The following is a 20,842-nucleotide window of genomic DNA, read 5'->3' as shown; positions in this document are numbered from 1 at the left end:
CAGCGGCGTCAGGTGCACGACCCGCCCGCCAAAGACGCTGACGCCTGCGGGATGAACCACGACGCGGTGGCGGCACGGCTGGCCGTCCACCCACCAGCGGTCCGATTGCCAGCGGACCTCATGCGCGCGGTCCAGCGTGACGCGGCTGCGCCGGGTCCGGTGACCTCCAGCAGGGCCTGCCCACCCTCCCACGCGATGGTGCGGCGCAGGGGCTGCCACAGGGTCGCGCCGCCGCGCGTGTCGGGGTCGGCCAGCCCGGACAGGCCGATGACCGCCAGCACCAGCGCCGCCGGGTCCGCCGCGCCGCCGTCCAGCAGCGCGGGCAGATCGCGGGCGATCAGGCCGGTATCGACCTCGCCGCGCCGAAAGCCCGGATGGCGGGCCAGCGCGATCAGGAAATCGAGGTTCGTGACAGATCCCGCGACCTCGGTATCGACCAGCGCCTGTTCCAGCGCGCGCAGCGCGATGGCGCGCGTCGGGGCGTGGGTCACGACCTTGGCGATCATCGGGTCGTACCACGGGCTGATCGCGTCACCGGGGCGCACACCCGTCTCGATCCGGGCGCCGTCGGGAAAGCGAAGGTGGGACAGGCGGCCGGTGGCGGGCAGAAAGCCTGCGGGCACGTCCTCGGCATACAGCCGTGCCTCAAACGCGTGGCCCGTGATCGCAATGTCATGCTGCTGCCGGGGAAGCGGCTCTCCGCTGGCGACGCGCAGCTGCCATTCGACCAGGTCGATCCCGGTGATCGCCTCGGTCACCGGATGCTCGACCTGCAGGCGGGTGTTCATCTCCATGAACCAGAAGCCGTCGGGCCGCAGGCCGTTCGCGCCGTCCACGATGAACTCGATCGTCCCGGCCCCGGAATAGCCGATCGCCTCGGCCGCACGGACGGCGGCGCCGCCCATCGCCTCGCGCATGTCCGGCGTCATGCCGGGGGCTGGGGCCTCCTCGATCACCTTCTGGTGGCGGCGCTGCAGGCTGCAGTCGCGCTCGTACAGGTGCACGGCGCGGGTGCCGTCGCCAAAGACCTGAACCTCGATGTGACGCGGCTGCAGGATGTATTTCTCGATCAGCACGGCGGGGTTGCCGAATGCCCCCTGCGCCTCGGACCGGGCGCTGTCCAGCGCATCGCGGAACGTGGCAGGGTCGTCCACCCGCCGCATGCCCTTGCCGCCGCCGCCCGCGACAGCCTTGATCAGCACCGGATAGCCGATCTGGTCCGCCATCCGCGCCAGGTGATCCGGGTCCTGATCCGCGCCGTGATAGCCGGGCACCACCGGCACGCCCGCCGTTTCCATCAGTGCCTTGGCCGCGTCCTTCAGGCCCATCGCCCGGATCGCCGCCGCGGAGGGCCCGATGAAGACCAGCCCCGCCGCTGCGACCGCATCGACGAAATCGGGGTTTTCGGACAGAAACCCATAGCCGGGATGGATCGCCTGCGCGCCGGTGGCCTGCGCGGCGGCTATGATTGCGTCGCCGCGCAGATAGCTGTCGGCAGGCGCGGGGCCGCCCAGATGCACGGCCTGGTCAGCCATCTGCACATGGCGCGCATCGCGGTCGGCATCGGAATAGACCGCGACCGTCGCCACGCCCAAGCGGCGGCAGGTGTCGATGACGCGGCAGGCGATCTCGCCCCGGTTGGCGATCAGGATCTTGTCGAACATGTCGTGCCCCTCACATGCGGAACAGGCCGAACCGCGTCGGCTGAATGGGTGCGTTCAGGCTGGCGCGCAGCGACAGCGCCAGGATGTCGCGCGACTGGCGCGGATCGATGATCCCGTCGTCCCACAGCCGCGCGGACGCATACAGGGGATGGGACTGGCGGTCGAACATCTCGACCGTGGGACGCTTGAATTCGGCCTCGTCCTCGGGGGACCAGGTGCCGCCCTGACGCTCGATCCCGTCGCGACGCACGGTGGCCAGCACGCCCGCGGCCTGTTCGCCGCCCATCACGCTGATGCGGCTGTTGGGCCAGGTCCACAGGAAACGCGGGGAATAGGCCCGCCCCGCCATGCCATAGTTTCCGGCCCCGAAGCTGCCACCGACAAGCATGGTGATCTTGGGAACGTTGGTCGTGGCCACCGCGGTGACCATCTTGGCACCGTGGCGGGCGATGCCCTCGTTCTCGTATTTGCGGCCGACCATGAAGCCGGTGATGTTCTGCAGGAACACCAAGGGAATGTTGCGGGCGCTGCACAGTTCGATGAAATGCGCCCCCTTCTGGGCAGCCTCGCTGAACAGCACGCCGTTGTTGGCGACGATGCCGACGGGGCAGCCGTCGACATGGGCGAACCCGGTGACCAGCGTCTCGCCGAAGCGGGCCTTGAACTCGTCAAAGCGGCTGCCGTCGACGATGCGGGCGATGACCTCGCGGATATCATAGGGGGTGCGCAGGTCGGCGGGCACCACGCCCAGAATTTCCTCGGGGTCGTAGGCAGGGGGTTCGGGCGACTGCCAGACGACCGTGTCGGGGCGGCGGCGGTTCAGGTTTGCGATGGCGCGGCGGGCCTGGGCCAGCGCATGAGCGTCATCCTCGGCCAGGTAATCGGCCACGCCGGACAGGCGGGTGTGCACGTCGCCGCCGCCCAGATCCTCGGATGTCACGACCTCTCCGGTGGCGGCCTTGACCAGGGGGGGACCTGCCAGAAAGATCGTGCCCTGCCCGCGCACGATGATCGTGACGTCGGACATGGCGGGGACATAGGCGCCGCCTGCGGTGCAGGACCCCATGACCACGGCGATCTGCGGGATGCCCTTGGCGCTCATCCTGGCCTGGTTGAAGAAGATGCGTCCGAAATGGTCGCGATCGGGAAAGACCTCGTCCTGGTTGGGCAGGTTCGCGCCGCCGCTGTCGACCAGATAGACGCAGGGCAGACCGCATTCCTCGGCGATCTCCTGCGCGCGCAGGTGTTTCTTGACCGTCATCGGGTAATAGGTGCCGCCCTTGACCGTCGCGTCGTTGGCCACGACCATCACGTCCTGCCCATGCACCCGCCCGACCCCGGCGATGACACCCGCACAGGCGCCGCGCCGTCATACAGGCCGTGGGCGGCCAGCGCGCCGATCTCCAGGAAAGGGCTGCCGGGGTCCAGCAGGTTCGCCACGCGTTCGCGTGGGGGCATCTTGCCGCGGCTGACATGGCGCTCCTGCGCCTTGGCCCCGCCGCCCGCGATGGCGATCTGCGCCGCGTCGCGCGCGGTCTCCAGCAGGGCCAGATGCGCGGTGCGGTTGGCGCGGAACCCCTCTGACGAAGGCAGCGCGGTCGAGGTCAGTTTCATCGTGTGGTCTCCTCGGCCAGGTCCAGATCGCGCAGCGCGCGACGCATGACCTTGCCGGTCACGGTCATCGGCAAGGCGTCCAGAAAGGCGATCTCTCGGGGATAGGAATGGGCGGCGGACCGGCTGCGGGCATGGGCCTGCAGGTCGGCCGCCAGATCGGGCGACGGGTCATGGCCGGGGCGCAGCACGACATAGGCCTTGACGATTTCTGTGCGCAGGTCGCAGGGCTTGCCGACCACGGCGACCTGGGCCACGGCAGGATGGCGCAACAGGCAATCCTCGATCTCGGACGGACCAATGCGGTACCCGGCCGAGGTGATGACGTCATCGTCGCGCCCGACGAACTGGACATGGCCGTCGCGGATCACGCCCCGGTCGCCGGTCACCAGCCAGTCGCCGCGGAACTTGGCCGCCGTGGCCCGCGGGTTCCGCCAGTATTCCAGCATCATGCTGCCCGCCCCGCGGCGGATGGCGATGTCGCCCTCGGCCTGCGAGGGCTGGCCGTCCGCATCGATCACCGCCAGATCGAACCCCGGCACCGCGCGCCCGATGGTGCCGGGACGGGCCGGAAACATCGCGCCGCTGCCGGACGCGACCATGTTGCATTCGGTCTGGCCATAGAATTCGTTGATCTGCAGCCCGAACGCCTCCCGGCCCCAGTCCAGCATCGGCGCGCCAAGCGTCTCTCCGCCCGACGCGACGCTGCGCAGGGCGGGCAGCCGGACCCCCGCGGCCTTGAGCATCCGCAGCGCGGTGGGTGGCAGGAACACGTTGCGGATGGCGCAATCGCGGATCAGCCCTGCCACGGCATGCGGGTCGAACCTGGCCATCGGGGTCGCGACCACCGGCACGCCAAGTGCAAGCCCCGGCATCGCCACATCGAACAGCCCGCCGATCCAGGCCCAGTCCGCGGGCGTCCAGATCACGTCGCCGGGTTGGCCCAGCAGGTCGTGGCTCATCTCGACACCCGGCAGGTGACCGGTCAGCATGCGATGACCGTGCAGGGCCCCCTTGGGCGCACCCGTCGTCCCCGAGGTATAGATGATCACCGCCGGATCTTCCGGCCCGGTATCGCGGGTCGCGAAGCAGACGGCATCGGGCAGGCCGTCCTCGGGGACGATCACCCGCAGATGGGGGAACGGGGCCAGCATCCGGCGCCCTTCTGGGTCCGTGATGACCGTCGAAATGCCCGCGTCACCTAAACGCAAATCCAGCGCGTCGGGACCGAACAGCTTGAACAGCGGGACAGAGATCGCGGCCGATTTCCACACTGCCAGATGCGCCGCCGCCGTCCAGGACGATTGCGTGCGCAGGATGCCGATCCGGTCGCCCCGGTCCGCCGCAAGGGCATGGGCCAGCGCATCGGTCATCGCGGTCAGCGCGGCAAAGGTCACCGGGTGCGGCGTGCCGTCATGGTCGATGATCGCGACCTGGTCCGGGGCATGGGCCAGGCACTGGTCGGCCATGTTCAGCCGCGCGGGATACTGCCAGCGGAAATCCCGGCACAGCCGCGCGTGGTCCGCGTGATGCAGCAGGCGTGCCATCTCAGGGGCCTTCGCGCAGATAGCCGTCCAGCTGGTTCGCCTGACGCGCGGTCAGGGTCAGCGCGCATTGCGTGGCCGCGGGCCCCGCGCCGGTGCCGCCGCCCCATCGCGTCGCCTCGTATTCGCAGGCGGCGTCGCGGAACGCGATCCAGGCGCGCTGCATGTCGCGCAGGCGCCCGCTTGGCGCGGGCCCGCGGCGTCCATGCTGTCCAGTTCCGCATCGCCTGCCTCGGCCCGCGTCATCACCTCGCCATAGGCGGTGTTCAGGCGATCGTCCCACCAGTCGCGTTCGGCTCCCAGGCAGAACCCCATGCCGACCGTGCTGGACCCGCCCTCGCCCTCCATGCAGGCATTGGCGGCAAGGCCCGCACAGCTGTCAGGCGCCGCGTCGCTGTCCAGACAGGCCAGCACCGGGGCGGGATCGAATGCCGGCGCGTCCTGCGCCATCGCGGGGTTGGCCAGCAGCGCCAGGGCGAACAGGATGCGCATCAGACCAGACCCATCAGTTCGCGGCCGATCAGCATGCGGCGGATCTCGCTGGTGCCGGCGCCGATCTCCATCAGCTTGGCGTCGCGGAACAGGCGGCTGACGACGCTGTCCGACAGGAACCCGGCCCCGCCAAGCGCCTGCACGGCCTGATGCGCCTGCACCATCGCCTGTTCGCTGGCATACAGCACCGCACCCGCCGCATCCTGCCGCGTGACCTTGCCCGCGTCGCAGGCCCGCGCGACCTCATAGACATAGGCGCGGGCGGTGTTCAGCGCGACATACATGTCGGCGATCTTGCCCTGCATCAGCTGGAACGAGCCCACCGGCTGGCCGAACTGCTTGCGTTCGGAGACATAGGGCAGGACCTGATCCAGACAGGCCGCCATGATACCGGTGCCGATGCCGGCCAGAACCACCCTCTCGTAGTCCAGGCCCGACATCAGCACCCGAACGCCCCGGCCCTCCTCGCCCAGGACGTTCTCGAACGGGATCTCGACATTGTCGAAGATCAACTCGCCCGTGTTCGATCCGCGCATCCCCAGCTTGTCGAAATGCGGGCTGGTCGTGAAACCGGCCATGTCGCGTTCGACGATGAATGCCGTGATGCCCTTCGACCCGGCCTCCGGGTCGGTCTTGGCATAGACCACCAGCGTCTGTGCGTCGGGCGCGTTGGTGATCCAGTACTTGCTGCCGTTCAGCACGTAACGGTCGTTCTTCTTTTCCGCGCGCAGGCGCATCGCGACGACATCGCTGCCCGCGCTCTCCTCGGACATGGCCAGGGCGCCGACGGCCTTGCCGCTGCACAGGTCGGGCAGGTATTTCGCGCGCTGCGCATCGGTGCCGTTCAGTTTGATCTGGTTCACGCACAGGTTCGAATGCGCGCCATAGGACAGGCTGATCGAGGCACTGGCCCGCGCGATCTCCTCGACCGCGATGACATGGGCCAGATAGCCCATACCGGACCCGCCGTATTCCTCGGCGACCGTGATACCCAGCAGGCCCAGGTCGCCCATCTCTGTCCACAGCTGGTTGGGAAAGGCGTTGGTGCGGTCGGTCTCGGCCGCCAGCGGCGCGACGCGATCGGTGGCCCATCCGTGGACCATCTCGCGCAGCGCGTTCACATCCTCGCCCAGATCGAATTCCATGCCCCGTGTGAACATCGCGATCCCCCCTCCCCGGTTATTGAACGCTTGTTCATTTCCATAGCGCAGGCCGCGCCCGCCCGTCAAGCAGGCTGCGCCGGATGGGTCGATGCGTCAAGCGCGGGGCTTGCTCCGGCCCGCCGGACGCGCCAAAGGAAGGCCCATGCGATTGATGATCCTGCGCCATGCACCCAGTCTTGCCCAAGGCCTGATGGCCGGTCGGCGCGACGTGCCCGCCGATTGCGGCGACCGTGCTGCCTTTGCGCGACAGGCGGCGCGGCTGCGCCCCGCGCAGGTGATCGCCAGCCCCGCGCTGCGCTGTCGCCAGACGGCGGCCGCCCTGGGTCTGACGCCAGACCGCCTAGACGCGGCCCTGTGGGAGCAGGACCTTGGTGCGTGGGAGGGGATGGACCCCGCCCGCCTGCCCGATCTTGGCCGCCTGCCCACTGACGCCTTGGCCCGCCACCGGCCCGACGGGGGCGAAAGCTTTGACGACATGGCCGCGCGGGTGATCCCGGTCCTGCAGGCGCTGGACCGCGACTCGGTGATCGTGGCGCATGCGGGCACCGTGCGCGCGGCGCTGTCGATGGTGGTCGGGCCCGCCGCCCTGTCGTTCGCGGTCGCGCCGCTGTCGCTGACCGTCCTGCACCGGGCCGGGGCGGACTGGGCGGTGCAGACCGTCAATCTGTGCGCAGGAGACTAGGATGGCGATGATCGCCCTGCTGGCGCTGCTGCTGGATGCGCTGATCGGCTGGCCCGATGCGGTCTATCGCCGGATCGGGCATCCGGTGACCTGGGCCGGGCGGCTGATCACGGCACTGGACCGCGCGCTGAACCGGGGCCGCGCGCGGCGGGCCAAAGGCGCGCTGACCGTGACCGTCGTCCTGCTGGCCGCGGTGATTCCCGCAGCCTGATCCAGGCTTGGCTGGGCCCGTGGGTCGCGGCGGTCCTTGCGTGGCCGCTGGTCGCTTCGCGCTCGCTTGACCACCATCTGCGTGCCGTGGCCGTGCCCTTGGTGGCGGGCGATCTGGCCGCCGCGCGCAGGGCGACCGCGATGATCGTTGGCCGCGACGTGACCCGCGCCGACGCGCCCGCCCTGTCCCGCGCCAGCCTGGAGAGCCTGGCAGAGAATTTCAGCGATGGGGTCATCGCGCCGCTGTTCTGGGCGGCCATCGGCGGGCTGCCCGGCATCGCGGCCTACAAGGCGATCAACACGATGGATTCGATGATCGGCCACCGTACCCCCCGGCATCAGGCGTTCGGCATGGTCGCGGCCCGACTGGACGATGTGGCGAACCTGATCCCCGCGCGGCTGTCGGCGGGGCTGATCGCGGTCGCGTCGGGTCGGCGTGCGGGCGCGGCGATGCGGGTCGCCTTGCGCGATGCGCCGGCCCACCGTTCACCCAATGCGGGCTGGCCCGAGGGCGCAATGGCGGGTGCCTTGGGCTGCCGGCTGTCTGGTCCGCGCGTCTATGCCGACCGGGTCGCGAACGAGCCGTGGCTGAACGCCGCCGCGCCGGACCCGGATGCCGCCGACCTGGGCCGGGGCATCGCGTTGATCCGCCGTGCGACAATGGTCGCGGCCGCGCTGCTGGCTGCGGCCGCGTTGGTCTGAGGGGTCAGAACAGCGTGACTTCGACGCTTTGCGTGCGCAGATCCGCGATCGAGGTCGTGGTCAGGAACGCCACATCCGCCGCATCGCGCCCGACTGCGACCAGCGCCATCTGGTCGGCATGGGCCATCCCGGTCGGATCGACCAGATGCCAGTCGCCGCCCAGATAGACCTGCACGACCGCGTGGAAATCCTGCGGCTGGACATGGGGGGCATAGACGCTGGCGATGCGGGCCGGGATCTGCTGGGCGCGGCACAGCGCGATCAGCAGATGCGCATAGTCGCGGCAGACGCCGCGCCGGTCCAGGAACGTGTCCGCCGCCGTGGTGTCGCCGTCGCTGGTGCCCGAGACGTAGTCCAGGTTGCGTTCCACCCAATCGCGCATCGCGGCGACCAGCGGACCGCCCGTCAGCCCTTCGAAGCGCGACCCGGTGAAATGGCCGAACCGTTCCGACTGGCAATAGCGCGACGGCAACAGATAGCGCAGCGCGTCGCCGGGCATATCCTCGACGTCGACGGCCGTCAGATTGGCCAGGTCAGGGCGCGGACGCGTCACCTGAACCTCGGCCGAATAGCGACAGACCAGTCGATCCTGCAGGCGCATGACGATGCGCTCGCCGATGCCCTCCTCGGCGGGGACGCGGGCCAGTTTCAGGGGCTGGCCCAGATCGATGTTGGTGCGGTTCAGGATCTGTCCGTGAACGCCCGCCGCCTCGATCAGCAGCAGCGCGGGGCCGGGTGATTCCAGCGCATAGTCAAGCGTCACGTCGATCTTCATCCGCATCGGCGGCTCCTGTCAGGTGGGGTTGGTCCGGGAAAGCGCGCAGCGGTGCCCGTTGGCGCAGGCATTGTCAATCGTCAAGCGGCGGCGAAGTTCCCAAGGCGTCAGGATGACGCAGCAGCATCCAGCATCAAGGTGACGCGGAACCGGGCACCACCCCGGTCCGAGGGGCCGTGATCCAGCCCGCCGCTCATCTGGCGTGCATAGATCAGGCAGATCTGCATGCCAAGCCCGCGCGCCAGATCGGGGTCGAATCCCGCAGGCAGGCCCGGCCCGTCATCCGACAGCGTCATGGTCAGGCGCCCGCCTCCTGGGACAGGTCCAGCCACAGTCCCGGCTACTGGTCGGGCCGCGCATGCTTGACCGCATTGCCGATCAGCTCGGCCAGGATCTGGCCGATCGCCGCGGCTTGCCCCGCCGTGACCCGCAGATCGCCGGGCAGTGCGTCGTTCACGGTGATCGGCGCGCTCAGCGCCTGTGCCAGATCGGTCGCCAGCGCCCCGACATAGTCGCGCAGGCTGACGTCGCGGCTGGCCGGGTCCAGGTGCAGCTGGTCATGCACCCGCGCCAGGGTCGAGATGCGGTTCGCCGCATCGACCAGCTGCCCGCCCGCCGGTCCGCCTGACTGCTGGCGCGCCTGCATCCGCAGCAGGGCGATGACCGCGGCAAAGCTGTTCTTCACCCGGTGGTCGATTTCGCCCATCAGGATGTGCTGACGCGCGATGGCCTCGTCCTTGCGGGCGACCTCCTGCTGCAGTTGCTGGCGGATGGTCACGCTGTCGGTCACGTCGCGCGACGACGCCAGGATCCGGCCCACCTGCCCCGACGCATCCTGCACGCCCGACACGGTGACATGCCACCAGCGTGGCGTGCCGCGGGCGGTCGGGCAAAAAGCCTCGAACCGGGTGACGGCGCCGTTGAGGGCCGCCTGCATCGCGTCGTTCAGCTGGCGATCGGCCTCGGGTGGCCACATCGAGGGCCAGGGGCTTTGATCGACGCTTGCGAAATCATCGATCTCCATCGCGCAAAGGCCGTTGCCGTTCATGAAGATCAGCCGACCCTCGCGGTCCAGCAGCTTGATGCAGTCCGGAGAGGCGTCCAGAACCGACAGGGCAAATCCCGCCTCGGACCCGGCCAAGAGGTCGATCGCCCGAAGATTTGGATCGTCTGGAACCATGGATGACCCCCCCGGATGGACGCAAGCTCGTTCCGTACCGCTTGGCCATCCGGCCCGATCTGGTCAAGACCGAACCCGAATGACGAACAAATCTTATCCAGCACCTGTGTGATCGCGCAAGGGGCATCCGTGCGCTAGATCCCGCGCCTGATGCGACACGCCCGTGGCCAGCGGCAGCAGGTCGGCCTGCAGCGCGTGATAGATGTCGGGCTTGCCGATGAACTGGGTGGCGGCCGGGCGGTCGTCATCGCCCAGTTCGGGATACCAGCCACCGCGGGCGTGGTCGATCAGGTGCCCGTCCGCAAAGGCCCACAGGCGGCGATACCAGTCGATGTCGCCGGGTCGGGGGTCCAGCTTGATCAGGGCCGCCAGCGCGCCGATCGCCTCGGTCACCGGCCACCAGTAACGCGCCGGGTTGTCCACGCGCCCGTCGCGCAGCGTATAGGCCAGACCGCCCCGGTCGGTCCAGGCATCCGCCAGCGCGGTGTCGACCAGCGCGCGCGCCTGCGCGACCGCGCCGGTGTCCGGACGCCCGGCCAGGTCCCACCATTGCAGCAGCAGGCGCGCCATCTCGAAGCTGTGGCCGGGGGTGGTGCCGGCGGGGCGGAACATCGGGTTGCCGGCATAGGCATGATCGGGCCGCCAGCGGTCGTCGTAATGTTCCGGGATTCGCCAGCCTTGCGCAGCCGCCTGCCCCGCGATGAAGAACGCCAGGATGCGGCCCGCGCGGTCCAGCGGGCGGGCGTCGCCCGTGGCCTCATGATGCGCCAGCAGGGCCTCGACCCCGTGCATGTTGGCGTTCATGCCGCGATAGGTCGAAAAGGTCTGCCAGTCTCGGGTGAATTCATCACGAAACAGGCCCGCGTCCTCGTCCCAGTAATGGCGGTCCAGCACCTGCGTGATGTCATCCAACAAGCGGTCGGCATCCGGGTGTCCGGCCATCCGGGCGGTCGAGGCCGCCAGCAGCACGAAGACATGGCCATAGGCCAGCTTGGGCCCCTCCACCGGCGCGGTGCCGTCAAGCGCCCACAGATAGCCGCCGTGATCCGCGTCGCGATGCGCGTGCCACAGCCGTTCCATGCCCTGATCCACGATCCCCGCGCGGTCCGGACGCCCGGCCATCTGCGCCAACGCATAGGAATGGACCAGCCGCGTGGTCGTGTGCAGCTCCTGCACCGTGCCCGGCAGCGGGGTGCCGTCCAGGTCCAGCACGTGAAATCCGCCGCCCGGTCGGATGCTGGCGTCGAAGAAGTCCAGCGCCCGGTGGGCGTCGCGGGTCAGAAAGGCGCGGTGGTCGGGGTCGTCCAGCGGGGTCATCGGGCGCTCCTATCGCTTGCGCAGCGCGTCGGCCAAGGCCGAGCCAAAGGCGCCCGCCTCCTTGGGCGCGGCCTGTGCGGCACGCGGCGCGGGCTTTGCGGGTTCGCGTGCAGGGCGATCGGTCGGGGCGTTGTCCTTGCGCATGGTCAGGCCGATGCGCTTTCTGGCCACGTCGACCTCGGTCACGCGGACGCGGACGACATCGCCGGCCTTGACCACCTCGTGCGGGTCCTTCACGAAGCGGTCGGCCAGCTGGCTGACATGGACCAGCCCATCCTGATGCACGCCGATATCGACGAAGGCGCCAAAGGCCGCGACGTTGGTGACCGTGCCCTCCAACGACATGCCGGGGCGCAGGTCCTTGATGTCCTCGACCCCGTCGGCGAATGTCGCCGTGACGAAACCGGGTCGCGGGTCGCGGCCGGGCTTTTTCAGTTCCGCCAGGATGTCGCGCACGGTGGGCAGGCCGAAATCCTCGGTCACGAAATCCTGCGCCCGCACGGCCTTCAGCGCCCCGGCATCCCCCATCAGCGACCGCAGATCACGCCCGCAGGCCGCCACGATCTTGCGCGCGACGCCATACGCTTCGGGGTGGACCGCAGATGCGTCCAACGGCTCGGACCCCTGCACGCGCAGAAAGCCCGCGCATTGCTGGAACGCCTTGGGGCCCAGCCCCGCGACCTTCTTCAGCGCCGCGCGCGACGGGAATGCCCCGGTCGCGTCACGATGCGCGACGATGGCCTGCGCCAGCGACGGCCCCAAGCCCGCGACATGTGCCAGAAGCGGCGCCGACGCGGTGTTCAGATCGACACCCACGGCGTTCACGGCATCCTCGACCACGGCCTCCAGCGATTTCGCCAGCTGGCGCTGGTCCACGTCGTGCTGGTATTGCCCCACGCCGATGGATTGCGGCGGCACCTTGACCAGTTCCGCCAGCGGGTCCTGCAACCGCCGCGCGATGCTGACCGCGCCGCGCAGGGACACGTCCAGCCCCGGAAACTCCTTCGCGGCCAGTTCCGACGCCGAATAGACGGAGGCCCCGGCCTCGGACACGATGACTTTGGTCGGCGCCTTGACGCCCTTGGGCAGGCGCTTGAGCACATCGGCCACCAGGCGTTCGCTTTCGCGGCTGGCGGTGCCGTTGCCGATGGCGATCAGATCGACGCCATGTTTCGCGATCAGCCCCAGCAGCGTGGCCTCGGCCCCGCGCAGGTCGTTCTTGGGCTGGAACGGATAGATGGTCGCGGTGTCCAGCAGCTTGCCGGTACCGTCCACGACCGCGATCTTGCACCCGGTCCGGATGCCGGGGTCCAGCCCCAGGGTCGCGCGCGGCCCGGCGGGCGCGGCCAGCAGCAGGTCGCGCAGGTTGCGGGCAAAGACCTGGATCGCCTCGGCATGGGCGCGGGCGCGCAGTTCGGTCATCAGATCGATATACATCGTGTTCGACAGCCGCACCCGCCACGCCCAGCCCGCGACGCCGCGCAGCCAGTCGGCACCCGGCCCCTGCCCGACCGCGCCCAGGCCCCGCGCCACGATCCCTTCGGCCCGCGCCGTCCCGGTCTCGGGTTCGGGGGCGATGTCGATGGTCACGATCTCCTCCTTGGCGGCGCGCAGGATGGCCAGTGCGCGGTGGCCCGGAATGCCCGACCAGGTTTCCGAATGCGCGAAATAGTCGCTGAACTTGGCGCCTTCCTGTTCCTTGCCCGCGACGACGCGGGCGGCCATCACCGCATTGCCGCGCATGAACTCGCGCAGCGGACCAAGAACCTCGGCCTTCTCGGACAGCTCCTCGACCAGGATGTCGCGGGCGCCCTCCAGCGCGGCCTTGGGCGTCTCGACCGCGTCAGACACATAGGTCGGCGCAAGGGTCGCCGGATCGCGCGATGGGTCAGCCTGGATCGCACGCAGCAGCGGCTCCAGCCCGTTTTCGCGCGCGATCATCGCCTTGGTCCGGCGTTTGGGCTTGAAGGGCAGATAGATGTCCTCCAGCGCGGCCTTGGTTTCGGCGGCACCGATGGCGCGGGACAGATCGTCGGTCAGCTTGCCCTGATCGCGGATCGATCCCAGGATCGCGGCGCGCCGCGCCTCCATCTCGCGCAGATAGGACAGGCGCTCTGCCAGGGTGCGCAACTGGGTATCGTCCAGCCCCCCCGTCGCCTCCTTGCGATAGCGCGCCACGAACGGAACGGTCGCGCCCCCGTCCAGCAGGTCGGACGCGGCCGTGACCTGGGCGGGGTTGGCCCCAATCTCGGTCGCGATCTGGCGGGCGATGCGGGTGGCGGTCTGGGCAGAGATGTCCATGCGTAAGGGCCTTGTCGTCCGTGGGTCTTGGGCCCCGGTCTAGCCGCTTGCGGCGCCCTCGCCAAGCGGGGCGTCCTGGGCCAGTTCGGGCATGCGCAGGACCTCTCCGGCGACGGTCTTGCCGACGACGCTGTCGCGCACCGCCTTGCGCAGCGCGGCAGACCGTTTCAGCAGGCGGCGGAACCCGGCCTCGTCCAGCACCAGGAGCGTGCTGGGGGTGATGGCGCGGACCTCCGCCTTGCGGATGCGGCGAGTCAGCACGCCCATCTGGCCGAACATCTCTCCGCGGCCAAGGCGCGCGGTCTGGCCCGCGACCTCCTGCTCGACCGCGCCGGAGGCCACGAAGAACACAGACCGCGCGGGCGTGTCCTTGCGGGTGATGACGTGGCCCGCGTTGACGTAACGCGTGCGGATTTCGCGGCTGAGGCGCTTCAGCTCGGCGTCGTCCAGGTCGGCGAACAGCGGGAACTGGCGGACGACCTGGTTCTTGCGCAGGGCCAGGTCCAGCTTGGGGCGGCCTTCGGATTGCTGGCGACGCTGGCGGACGTCGTCCATCAGCTGGATGTGCACCTCGGCGCCGATCAGGCCGTCGTCGCGCAGGGCGTTGTATTCCCGTTCCTCCAGCCGCAGGGCGGTGCGGCGGATGAAGCGACGCTCCAACTCCTCGGCATAGCCGGGAAACTGCAGGCGCAGGCCTTCCAGCGCGGTTTCCACCGCCTCGATCCGCCGCTGCAGCAATTCGTGCAGCAGCTCGGCCACGCGGCGGCCGTGGATGCGGCGGATGCGACGGTCGATGAAACCGTGAAGATCACGCAGGATCAGCCGCTTGCCCAGCAACATCTCGAACCGGTCGGCGGTCATGCGCGCCAGCGGTCCGGCGACGCCCACGCGGTTGCGCAGGAAGGCCGCAAAGCGGAAGGCCGGACCATAGCGCAGGTTGCGCCGGGCCGCGCGCTGATATCCGGTGCGCCCGCCGGACCGCGCGCCCTCGATCACGCGGTCGGCGTCGAACAGCGCCTGTTCCGACAGCCGCGCGGAAATCGCGCGTTCGCGGAACCGCTGGACGATCATCTCGCGCTCATGGGCGGCCAGGGCGATCAGGCCCAACGTGATGCGGTCGCGGTCCAGGATTTCGGCGTTGTCCTCGGCCTCGGCGGCCTCGACGGCGCTGTCCAGCCGGGCGGCAAAGCGCTTGGCCTCGGAACGCACCGTCTCTCGGGTCAGGTCGTAATTCTCGGTGACCGAGGCCACGCCTTCGCGCACCGATTGCAGGGCCACGGCGACGACCTGGTTGGACAGCGCGCGGTCCAGCGGCGACAGCCGGTCCAGCCCCAGAAGGCCGATCACGCTGCGCAACGTGGTGCCCTGCACGATCAGCGTGAACAGGGTGAACCCCGTGGCCAGAATGCCGACGATGCGCTTTGTCTCTACCGGCACGCGGAGGTTTTCCGTGACCGCCAGCGCCAGCGCCAGGGTCACCGCGCCACGCAGCCCGCCCCACATGATGGCCACGCGATAGGGTCCCTGGATCTTGGGGGAAAGGCGCAGGGTGGTCAGCATCGGCAGCAGCACGAACAGGATCAGCGCACGGGCCACAAAGGCCGCGACCACGACGACGCCGATCAGGAACAGATCGTTCAGCCGCACCTCTCCCAGCAGGCGCGGGATCAGCAGCGCCGCCAGGATAAAGATCAGCGCCCCGGCCCAATGCGCCAGCAGGCCCCAGACCTCCTTGAGGTTGACCCAGAAGGCGGGGGCCAGGCGCCCAGGCCCCATCAGGTTCAGCGTCAGGCCGGACACCACGACGGCGATCACGCCCGACGCGCCCAGCACCTGTTCTGCGCCGATATAGGCCAGGTACGGCACCGCGACCGAGACAGAGATCTGCGCGGTCTCGAACCGTGCGAAAAGGCCCATCAGGGCCAGCGCGATCCGCGCGACCAGCCATCCCGCCAGCACGCCGCCCGCGATCAGGCCGGGGAACTGGCCCACGGCCTCGGCCAGGCTGGGGTTGGGAACGCCCAGCATCACATAGGTCAGGAACAGGCCAAACAGCGCAATGGCGGCCGCGTCGTTCAGCAACGACTCTCCCTCGACGATGCGGGACAGGCGCTTGGGCGCGGACAGGCTGCGGAAGATGCTGACCACCGCGGACGGGTCAGTCGTCGACACGATCGCCCCGATCAAAAGGCCCACCATCAGGGGCAGCCCGCCGATCCAGGACAGCGCGAACCCGATCGTCAGGGTCGCGGCCACCACGGCCACCACCGCCAGCGTCAGGATCGGCACCCAGTCATCCATCATGCGGCGGATGTTCATGTCCAGCGTCGCCTGAAAGATCAGCGTCGGCAGGAACACGTACATGAACACGCTGGACCGGATCGGCAGGGACAGGATGCCGACCGCGACCGGATTCAGCGTCTCGGTCACGTTGGTGCGCAGCAGGAACAGGGCGCCGCCGCCGATCATGATGCCTACCGTCGCCAGCATCACGCTGAACGGCAGCCGCATTCGCGCGGCCAGAGGTTCCGCCGCTGCGATCAGCAGGAACAGCACCGCGGTAAAGGCAGTCAGCAACATGATATCCATGGCTTTCTGGATAGTCGGGGACCGCCCGACATGGAAGGCCAAGCCCGCCGCCCGCGCGCGTTTTTCCGTGGCGGTGACGGCGATGTGACGATGCGGCGGGCGGTCTTGAAATCGGCCCGCGTGACGCACAGTTGCAAGCCCGTGGGACGCAGGCCGTCCCGCACTGACATTCCGGGCCGCATGGCCCCACAAGCAAGATCAAGAAAGGAGGACCTGATGTCCTCGATGTTTGAACCCGTGACCCTGGGGGCGGTGACGCTGCGCAACCGGATCGTGATGGCCCCGCTGACCCGGTCGCGGGCGGGCGACGCGCGCGTGCCCAACGACCTGATGGTCGAATACTATCGCCAGCGCGCCGGCGCCGGCCTGATCCTGTCCGAGGCCACCAGCATCATGCCCATGGGCGTGGGCTACGAGGCGACGCCCGGCATCTGGAACGACGACCAGATCGCCGGCTGGGCATCGGTGACCAAGGCCGTGCATGAACGCGACGGCTTGATCTATCTGCAGCTGTGGCACGTTGGCCGCATCTCGGACCCGCAACTGCTGGGCGGACAGCTGCCGGTTGCGCCGTCGTCGATTCAGCCGGACGGGCATGTCAGCCTGCTGCGCCCCAAGCGCGCCTATGTTACCCCGCGCGCCCTGACCACCGAGGAGATCCCCGGCATCGTCGAGGCCTATCGCCAGGCGGCCGAAAACGCCCGTCACGCGGGCTTTGACGGGGTCGAGATCCATGCCGCGAACGGCTATCTGATCGACCAGTTCCTGCAGGACCGCAGCAACACCCGTACCGACCAGTATGGCGGCGACATCCAGAACCGCGTCCGCTTCCTGAACGAGATTACCGATGCGGTGGTCGGCGTCTGGGGCGGAGACCGGGTCGGTGTCCATCTGGCGCCCCGCGGCGACAGCCACGACATGGGCGACAGCGATGCCCGCGCCCTGTTCACCCAGGTCGCCCGCGACATGCGTGCGCGCGGCGTGGCCTTCCTGTGCCTGCGCGAGCACGTGGCCGAGGACAGCCTGCTGGACGCGATCCGTGACGCATTCGGCGGCCCGGTCATCGCGAACGAGGGTCTGACCCGCGAATCCGCCACGGCCCTGCTGGCCGAAGGTCGTGCCGATGCCGTGGCCTTCGGGCGCGACTTCATCGCGACGCCCGATCTGCCGGAACGGTTCCGCCGCGGTCTGCCGCTGAACGACCAGGACCCGGCGACCTTCTATGCCGGCGGCGCCGAGGGATATACCGACTATCCCACCGCCACCGACATCGCCGCCGAATAGGCCGGCATCACGCATGACAAAGGGGGCGGTCCATCGGACCGCCCCCTTTTTTCATCCCGTCAGGGATCAGCCGCCGTTGCGGCTGGAATAGTCGACGGGCCGATTGGACGTGCGCAGTTCCGTCACCGTGACGATGTCGTTGGCCATCAGGCCGCGGCGCACCAGGTCCTTGGTTTCGTACAGGTCGCCCGCACGGCGTTCGACGGTCATCGCGGCCATCCGTGGGGCGCCCAGTTCGGGGCGTTCACCCATGCCCATGCTGGCGGCGGCGGCAGGCAAAGCCGCAAAGGTCATCATCGAGGCGGCGGCGGCAATCACAAGACGTTTCATCGTGTCTCTCCATCCATGTCGAGGGGGGATCGTTGTGATCCATGCCTATAGACACGCTGGAAACGGACATTCGTGACACCCCATCACCAAACCGTGTCAGGCTGTGTGGGGACCGTGATCGCATGAGGAAGGGGGCGGCCCGCCGGACCGCCCCCGTTTACTGATGCTGACGTCGGATCAGCAGCTGTAATACATCGCATATTCAATGGGATGGGGGGTATGCTCATAAGCATAAACCTCTTCCCACTTCAGGGCGATATAGCCTTCCAACTGGTCGCGGGTGAACACGTCGCCCTGCAGCAGGAAGTCCATGTCCTTCTCCAGCTCTTCCAGCGCCTCGCGCAGGCTGCCGCAGACGGTCGGGATTTCCGCCAGCTCTTCGGGCGGCAGGTCGTACAGATCCTTGTCCGAGGCCGGGCCCGGATCGATCTTGTTCTTGATGCCGTCCAGGCCCGCCATCAGCAGCGCCGCAAAGCACAGGTACGGGTTGGCCGAGGGGTCCGGGAAACGCGCTTCGACGCGCTTGGCCTTCGGCGATTCCGTCCACGGGATGCGGACGCAGCCCGAGCGGTTGCGGGCCGAGAATGCGCGCAGCACGGGGGCCTCGAAACCGGGGATCAGGCGCTTGTAGCTGTTGGTCGACGGGTTCGTCAGCGCGTTCAGCGCCTTGGCGTGCTTCAGGATGCCGCCGATGAAATACAGGGCCTCCTGGCTCAGATCCGCATACTTGTCGCCCGAGAACAGCGGCTTGCCATCCTTCCAGATCGACATGTTCACATGCATCCCCGACCCGTTGTCGCCCTTCATGGGCTTGGGCATGAACGTCACCGACTTGCCATAGGCATGGGCGACGTTGTGGATGACGTACTTGTATTTCTGGATGTTGTCGGCCTGCTCGACCAGACCGCCAAAGATCAGACCCAGCTCGTGCTGGCAGGTCGCGACCTCGTGGTGGTGCTTGTCGACCTTCATGCCCATCCGCTTCATGGTGGACAGCATCTCGCCGCGGATGTCCTGGGCGGTGTCGATCGGGTTGACCGGGAAATAGCCGCCCTTGTGGGCCGCGCGGTGGCCGGTGTTGCCCATCTCGTATTCGGTATCGGTGTTCCAGGCGGCGTCGGCCGCGTCGATCTGGAACGACACCTTCTGCGGCGTGACCGAATAGCGCACGTCGTCAAAGATGAAGAACTCGGCCTCGGGACCGAAATAGGCCACGTCACCGATGCCCGACGCCTTCAGATAGGCCTCGGCCTTGGCGGCAGTGCCGCGCGGGTCGCGCGAATAGGGCTCGTTGGTGTCGGGCTCGACCACGTTGCAATGCACGCACAGCGTCTTTTCGGCATAGAACGGATCGATATAGGCCGATGCCGGGTCCAGGATCAGCTTCATGTCGGACTGGTCGATCGACTTCCAACCCGCGATCGAGCTGCCGTCGAACATGAAGCCCTCCTCGAAGAAGTCCTCGTCGATCAGGTCGCGGTCCAGCGTGACGTGCTGCAGCTTGCCCTTGGGGTCGGTAAAGCGGACGTCCAGATAGGCGACATCCTCTTCCTCGATCAGTTTCAAGACATCCTTGATGTTCATCTCATCCCTTTCTTCGTAGATGCGGCCCGGCGGCCTGGGCCTGCCGGGCGCGAAGGCCAGTATAACTTCGGTCGATCAGACGGCGTCGTCGCCGGTCTCTCCGGTGCGGATGCGGATCGCCTGTTCGACGGGCAAGACGAAGATCTTGCCGTCGCCGATCTTTTCCGTGCGCGCGGCGGCGACGATCGCCTCGATGGCGGCATCGACCTGATCGTCGGGCAGCACCATCTCGATCTTCACCTTGGGCAGGAAATCGACGACATATTCGGCGCCGCGATACAGTTCGGTATGGCCCTTCTGACGACCGAAACCCTTGACCTCGGTCACGGAAAGACCCTGCACGCCGACTTCCTGCAGCGCCTCTTTGACATCGTCCAGCTTGAACGGCTTGATGATCGCCTCGATCTTCTTCATCGCAATAGACCCTTCCTCGCGGCTTGCCTGAAGACTGATTGGCGCGTTTGATGAACCGCGTAAATGCAGCAGCATGATCTTGGAAGCCCCCAAGCCGTTTGTCCGCCTCGTATGCCTAATATTTCAACATTTCGCACAAGGATTAATCATAGGCCATGCTGGAAGGCAGTGAAATCGTCACGGTCGCTCAAATGCGCGCCATCGAATCCGCAGCGATAGGCAGCGAGGCGACGTCGGGGCTGAACCTGATGACGCGGGCGGGACGCGCGGTCGCGGGCCAGATCCGCCTGCGTTGGCCCAAGCCGGGGCGCGTGACGGTGCTGTGCGGACCGGGTGCGAACGGCGGCGACGGCTATGTGGTGGCGCGCGCGCTGGCGCAGGCGGGCTGGACCGTGCGCGTTCTTGGCATGCGGACACGCGCGGGCAGCGACGCGGCGGCGGCGCGGGCGCGGTGGCCGGGCCAAGTCCTGCCGCTCGACGCGGATCACCTGGACCGACCCGACCTGTACGTCGACGCGATGCTGGGCACCGGCCTGACCCGCCCGCCCGATGAGACGATCGCCGCGGTGCTGCGCGGTCTTGCGGGTGCCGACCGTCCGGTTGTCGCCGTCGACGCGCCGAGCGGGCTTTGCCTGGACAGCGGCGTCATGCTGGGCCTGGGTCGGGGGCCCCTGCCCACATCTGTGCCCCGCGCGACGCTGACCGTGGCCTTTGACAGCCCCAAGCCGGGGCACCTGCTGGAGCATGGGCCGCACGTCTGCGGCACGCTGGTCGTCGCCGATATCGGCCTTGGAGCGTTTCGCGCGGCGGGCACCGCACGCCTGACCGCCCTGTGGCCGCGTTTCGACATCGCGGACCCCCGGCGCGGCGCTGATGACGCACAGGGCCTGTGGCTGCGCAAACAGGCGTCAGGCGGCCACAAATACGATCACGGCGCGGCACTGGTCATGGCGGGCGGGCCAGGCGCGGGCGGCGGCGCGCGGCTGGCGGCGCGGGCGGC

The 20,842-nt window shown here is 68.6% G+C and carries 16 protein-coding genes and 2 pseudogenes; 4 read left to right on the top strand and 14 right to left on the bottom strand.

Annotation, left to right across the window (positions count from 1 at the left end):
* Positions 1-8 precede the first annotated feature (8 nt).
* From TY51_RS09620 to TY51_RS09600, 5 genes and pseudogenes are all read right to left on the bottom strand, one after another.
* On the bottom strand, positions 9-1,664 hold the full coding sequence (locus tag TY51_RS09620; protein WP_373960588.1) for an acetyl/propionyl/methylcrotonyl-CoA carboxylase subunit alpha: 1,656 nt from the start codon (positions 1,662-1,664) through the stop codon (positions 9-11).
* Positions 1,665-1,674: 10 nt separating this feature from the next.
* Positions 1,675-3,278, bottom strand: a pseudogene (locus TY51_RS09615) (carboxyl transferase domain-containing protein).
* On the bottom strand, positions 3,275-4,822 hold the full coding sequence (locus TY51_RS09610) for an AMP-binding protein (protein WP_042248902.1): 1,548 nt from the start codon (positions 4,820-4,822) through the stop codon (positions 3,275-3,277). Before TY51_RS09610 ends, TY51_RS09615 begins: the two are co-directional and overlap by 4 nt.
* Before the next feature lies 1 nt (position 4,823).
* Positions 4,824-4,985 (bottom strand): lysozyme inhibitor LprI family protein, encoded by a 162-nt coding sequence (locus TY51_RS23375; protein ID WP_231558992.1) that lies wholly within the window; start codon positions 4,983-4,985, stop codon positions 4,824-4,826.
* Between the two features lie 325 nt (positions 4,986-5,310).
* A complete protein-coding gene (locus TY51_RS09600; protein WP_042248898.1) occupies positions 5,311-6,471 on the bottom strand; it encodes an isovaleryl-CoA dehydrogenase in 1,161 nt (386 codons plus the stop codon).
* Between the two features lie 145 nt (positions 6,472-6,616).
* On the opposite strand from TY51_RS09600, the gene TY51_RS09595 reads away from it, so the two are divergent.
* Together TY51_RS09595 and cbiB are read left to right on the top strand one after the other, a co-directional pair.
* Positions 6,617-7,156 (top strand): histidine phosphatase family protein, encoded by a 540-nt coding sequence (locus tag TY51_RS09595; RefSeq protein ID WP_042248895.1) that lies wholly within the window; start codon positions 6,617-6,619, stop codon positions 7,154-7,156.
* Between the two features lies 1 nt (position 7,157).
* A pseudogene (gene cbiB, locus TY51_RS09590) lies at positions 7,158-8,068 on the top strand (adenosylcobinamide-phosphate synthase CbiB).
* A 4-nt stretch (positions 8,069-8,072) separates the two neighbouring features.
* Here cbiB and TY51_RS09585 read toward each other — a convergent pair.
* The 6 genes from TY51_RS09585 to TY51_RS09560 form a co-directional block, all read right to left on the bottom strand.
* Positions 8,073-8,849 carry a transglutaminase family protein gene (locus tag TY51_RS09585; protein WP_042248893.1) on the bottom strand — a complete coding sequence of 259 codons (777 nt, stop codon included), beginning with the start codon at positions 8,847-8,849 and terminating at the stop codon, positions 8,073-8,075.
* A gap of 101 nt (positions 8,850-8,950) precedes the next feature.
* Complete coding sequence (locus tag TY51_RS09580; protein ID WP_042248889.1) at positions 8,951-9,139, bottom strand: ATP-binding protein; 189 nt, start codon at positions 9,137-9,139, stop codon at positions 8,951-8,953.
* A gap of 44 nt (positions 9,140-9,183) precedes the next feature.
* Entirely contained in the window at positions 9,184-10,023 is an 840-nt protein-coding gene (locus tag TY51_RS09575) for a sensor histidine kinase (protein ID WP_081994849.1), read from the bottom strand.
* 93 nt (positions 10,024-10,116) lie between these two features.
* Positions 10,117-11,340, bottom strand: coding sequence for an AGE family epimerase/isomerase (locus tag TY51_RS09570; protein ID WP_042248884.1), 1,224 nt, complete (start codon positions 11,338-11,340; stop codon positions 10,117-10,119).
* 9 nt (positions 11,341-11,349) lie between these two features.
* Positions 11,350-13,641, bottom strand: coding sequence for a Tex family protein (locus TY51_RS09565; RefSeq protein ID WP_042248881.1), 2,292 nt, complete (start codon positions 13,639-13,641; stop codon positions 11,350-11,352).
* Between the two features lie 39 nt (positions 13,642-13,680).
* Positions 13,681-16,230 carry a cation:proton antiporter gene (locus TY51_RS09560; protein ID WP_042248878.1) on the bottom strand — a complete coding sequence of 850 codons (2,550 nt, stop codon included), beginning with the start codon at positions 16,228-16,230 and terminating at the stop codon, positions 13,681-13,683.
* 216 nt (positions 16,231-16,446) lie between these two features.
* Here TY51_RS09560 and TY51_RS09555 point away from each other — a divergent pair, with 216 nt between their 5' ends.
* Positions 16,447-17,514 carry an alkene reductase gene (locus tag TY51_RS09555; protein ID WP_042248875.1) on the top strand — a complete coding sequence of 356 codons (1,068 nt, stop codon included), beginning with the start codon at positions 16,447-16,449 and terminating at the stop codon, positions 17,512-17,514.
* A 66-nt stretch (positions 17,515-17,580) separates the two neighbouring features.
* Here the strand turns inward: TY51_RS09555 and TY51_RS09550 are convergent, their stop codons facing one another.
* The 3 genes from TY51_RS09550 to TY51_RS09540 all read right to left on the bottom strand — a co-directional run bounded on the left by TY51_RS09550 (position 17,581) and on the right by TY51_RS09540 (position 19,842).
* Complete coding sequence (locus TY51_RS09550; RefSeq protein WP_042248870.1) at positions 17,581-17,844, bottom strand: hypothetical protein; 264 nt, start codon at positions 17,842-17,844, stop codon at positions 17,581-17,583.
* 177 nt (positions 17,845-18,021) lie between these two features.
* Positions 18,022-19,428 (bottom strand): type I glutamate--ammonia ligase, encoded by a 1,407-nt coding sequence (glnA, locus tag TY51_RS09545; protein ID WP_042248867.1) that lies wholly within the window; start codon positions 19,426-19,428, stop codon positions 18,022-18,024.
* A 75-nt stretch (positions 19,429-19,503) separates the two neighbouring features.
* Entirely contained in the window at positions 19,504-19,842 is a 339-nt protein-coding gene (locus tag TY51_RS09540; RefSeq protein ID WP_042248864.1) for a P-II family nitrogen regulator, read from the bottom strand.
* Positions 19,843-19,997: 155 nt separating this feature from the next.
* On the opposite strand from TY51_RS09540, the gene TY51_RS09535 reads away from it, so the two are divergent.
* Positions 19,998-20,842, top strand: an 845-nt coding sequence (locus TY51_RS09535) for an NAD(P)H-hydrate epimerase (protein WP_042248861.1), incomplete at its 3' end; no start/stop codon positions are given.

It is taken from the genome of Paracoccus sp. PAMC 22219, from assembly GCF_000787695.1.
Classification (GTDB): domain Bacteria; phylum Pseudomonadota; class Alphaproteobacteria; order Rhodobacterales; family Rhodobacteraceae; genus Paracoccus.
Note: the sequence above shows the minus strand (reverse complement) of the source record. Positions and strands in the feature narration are given on the sequence as shown.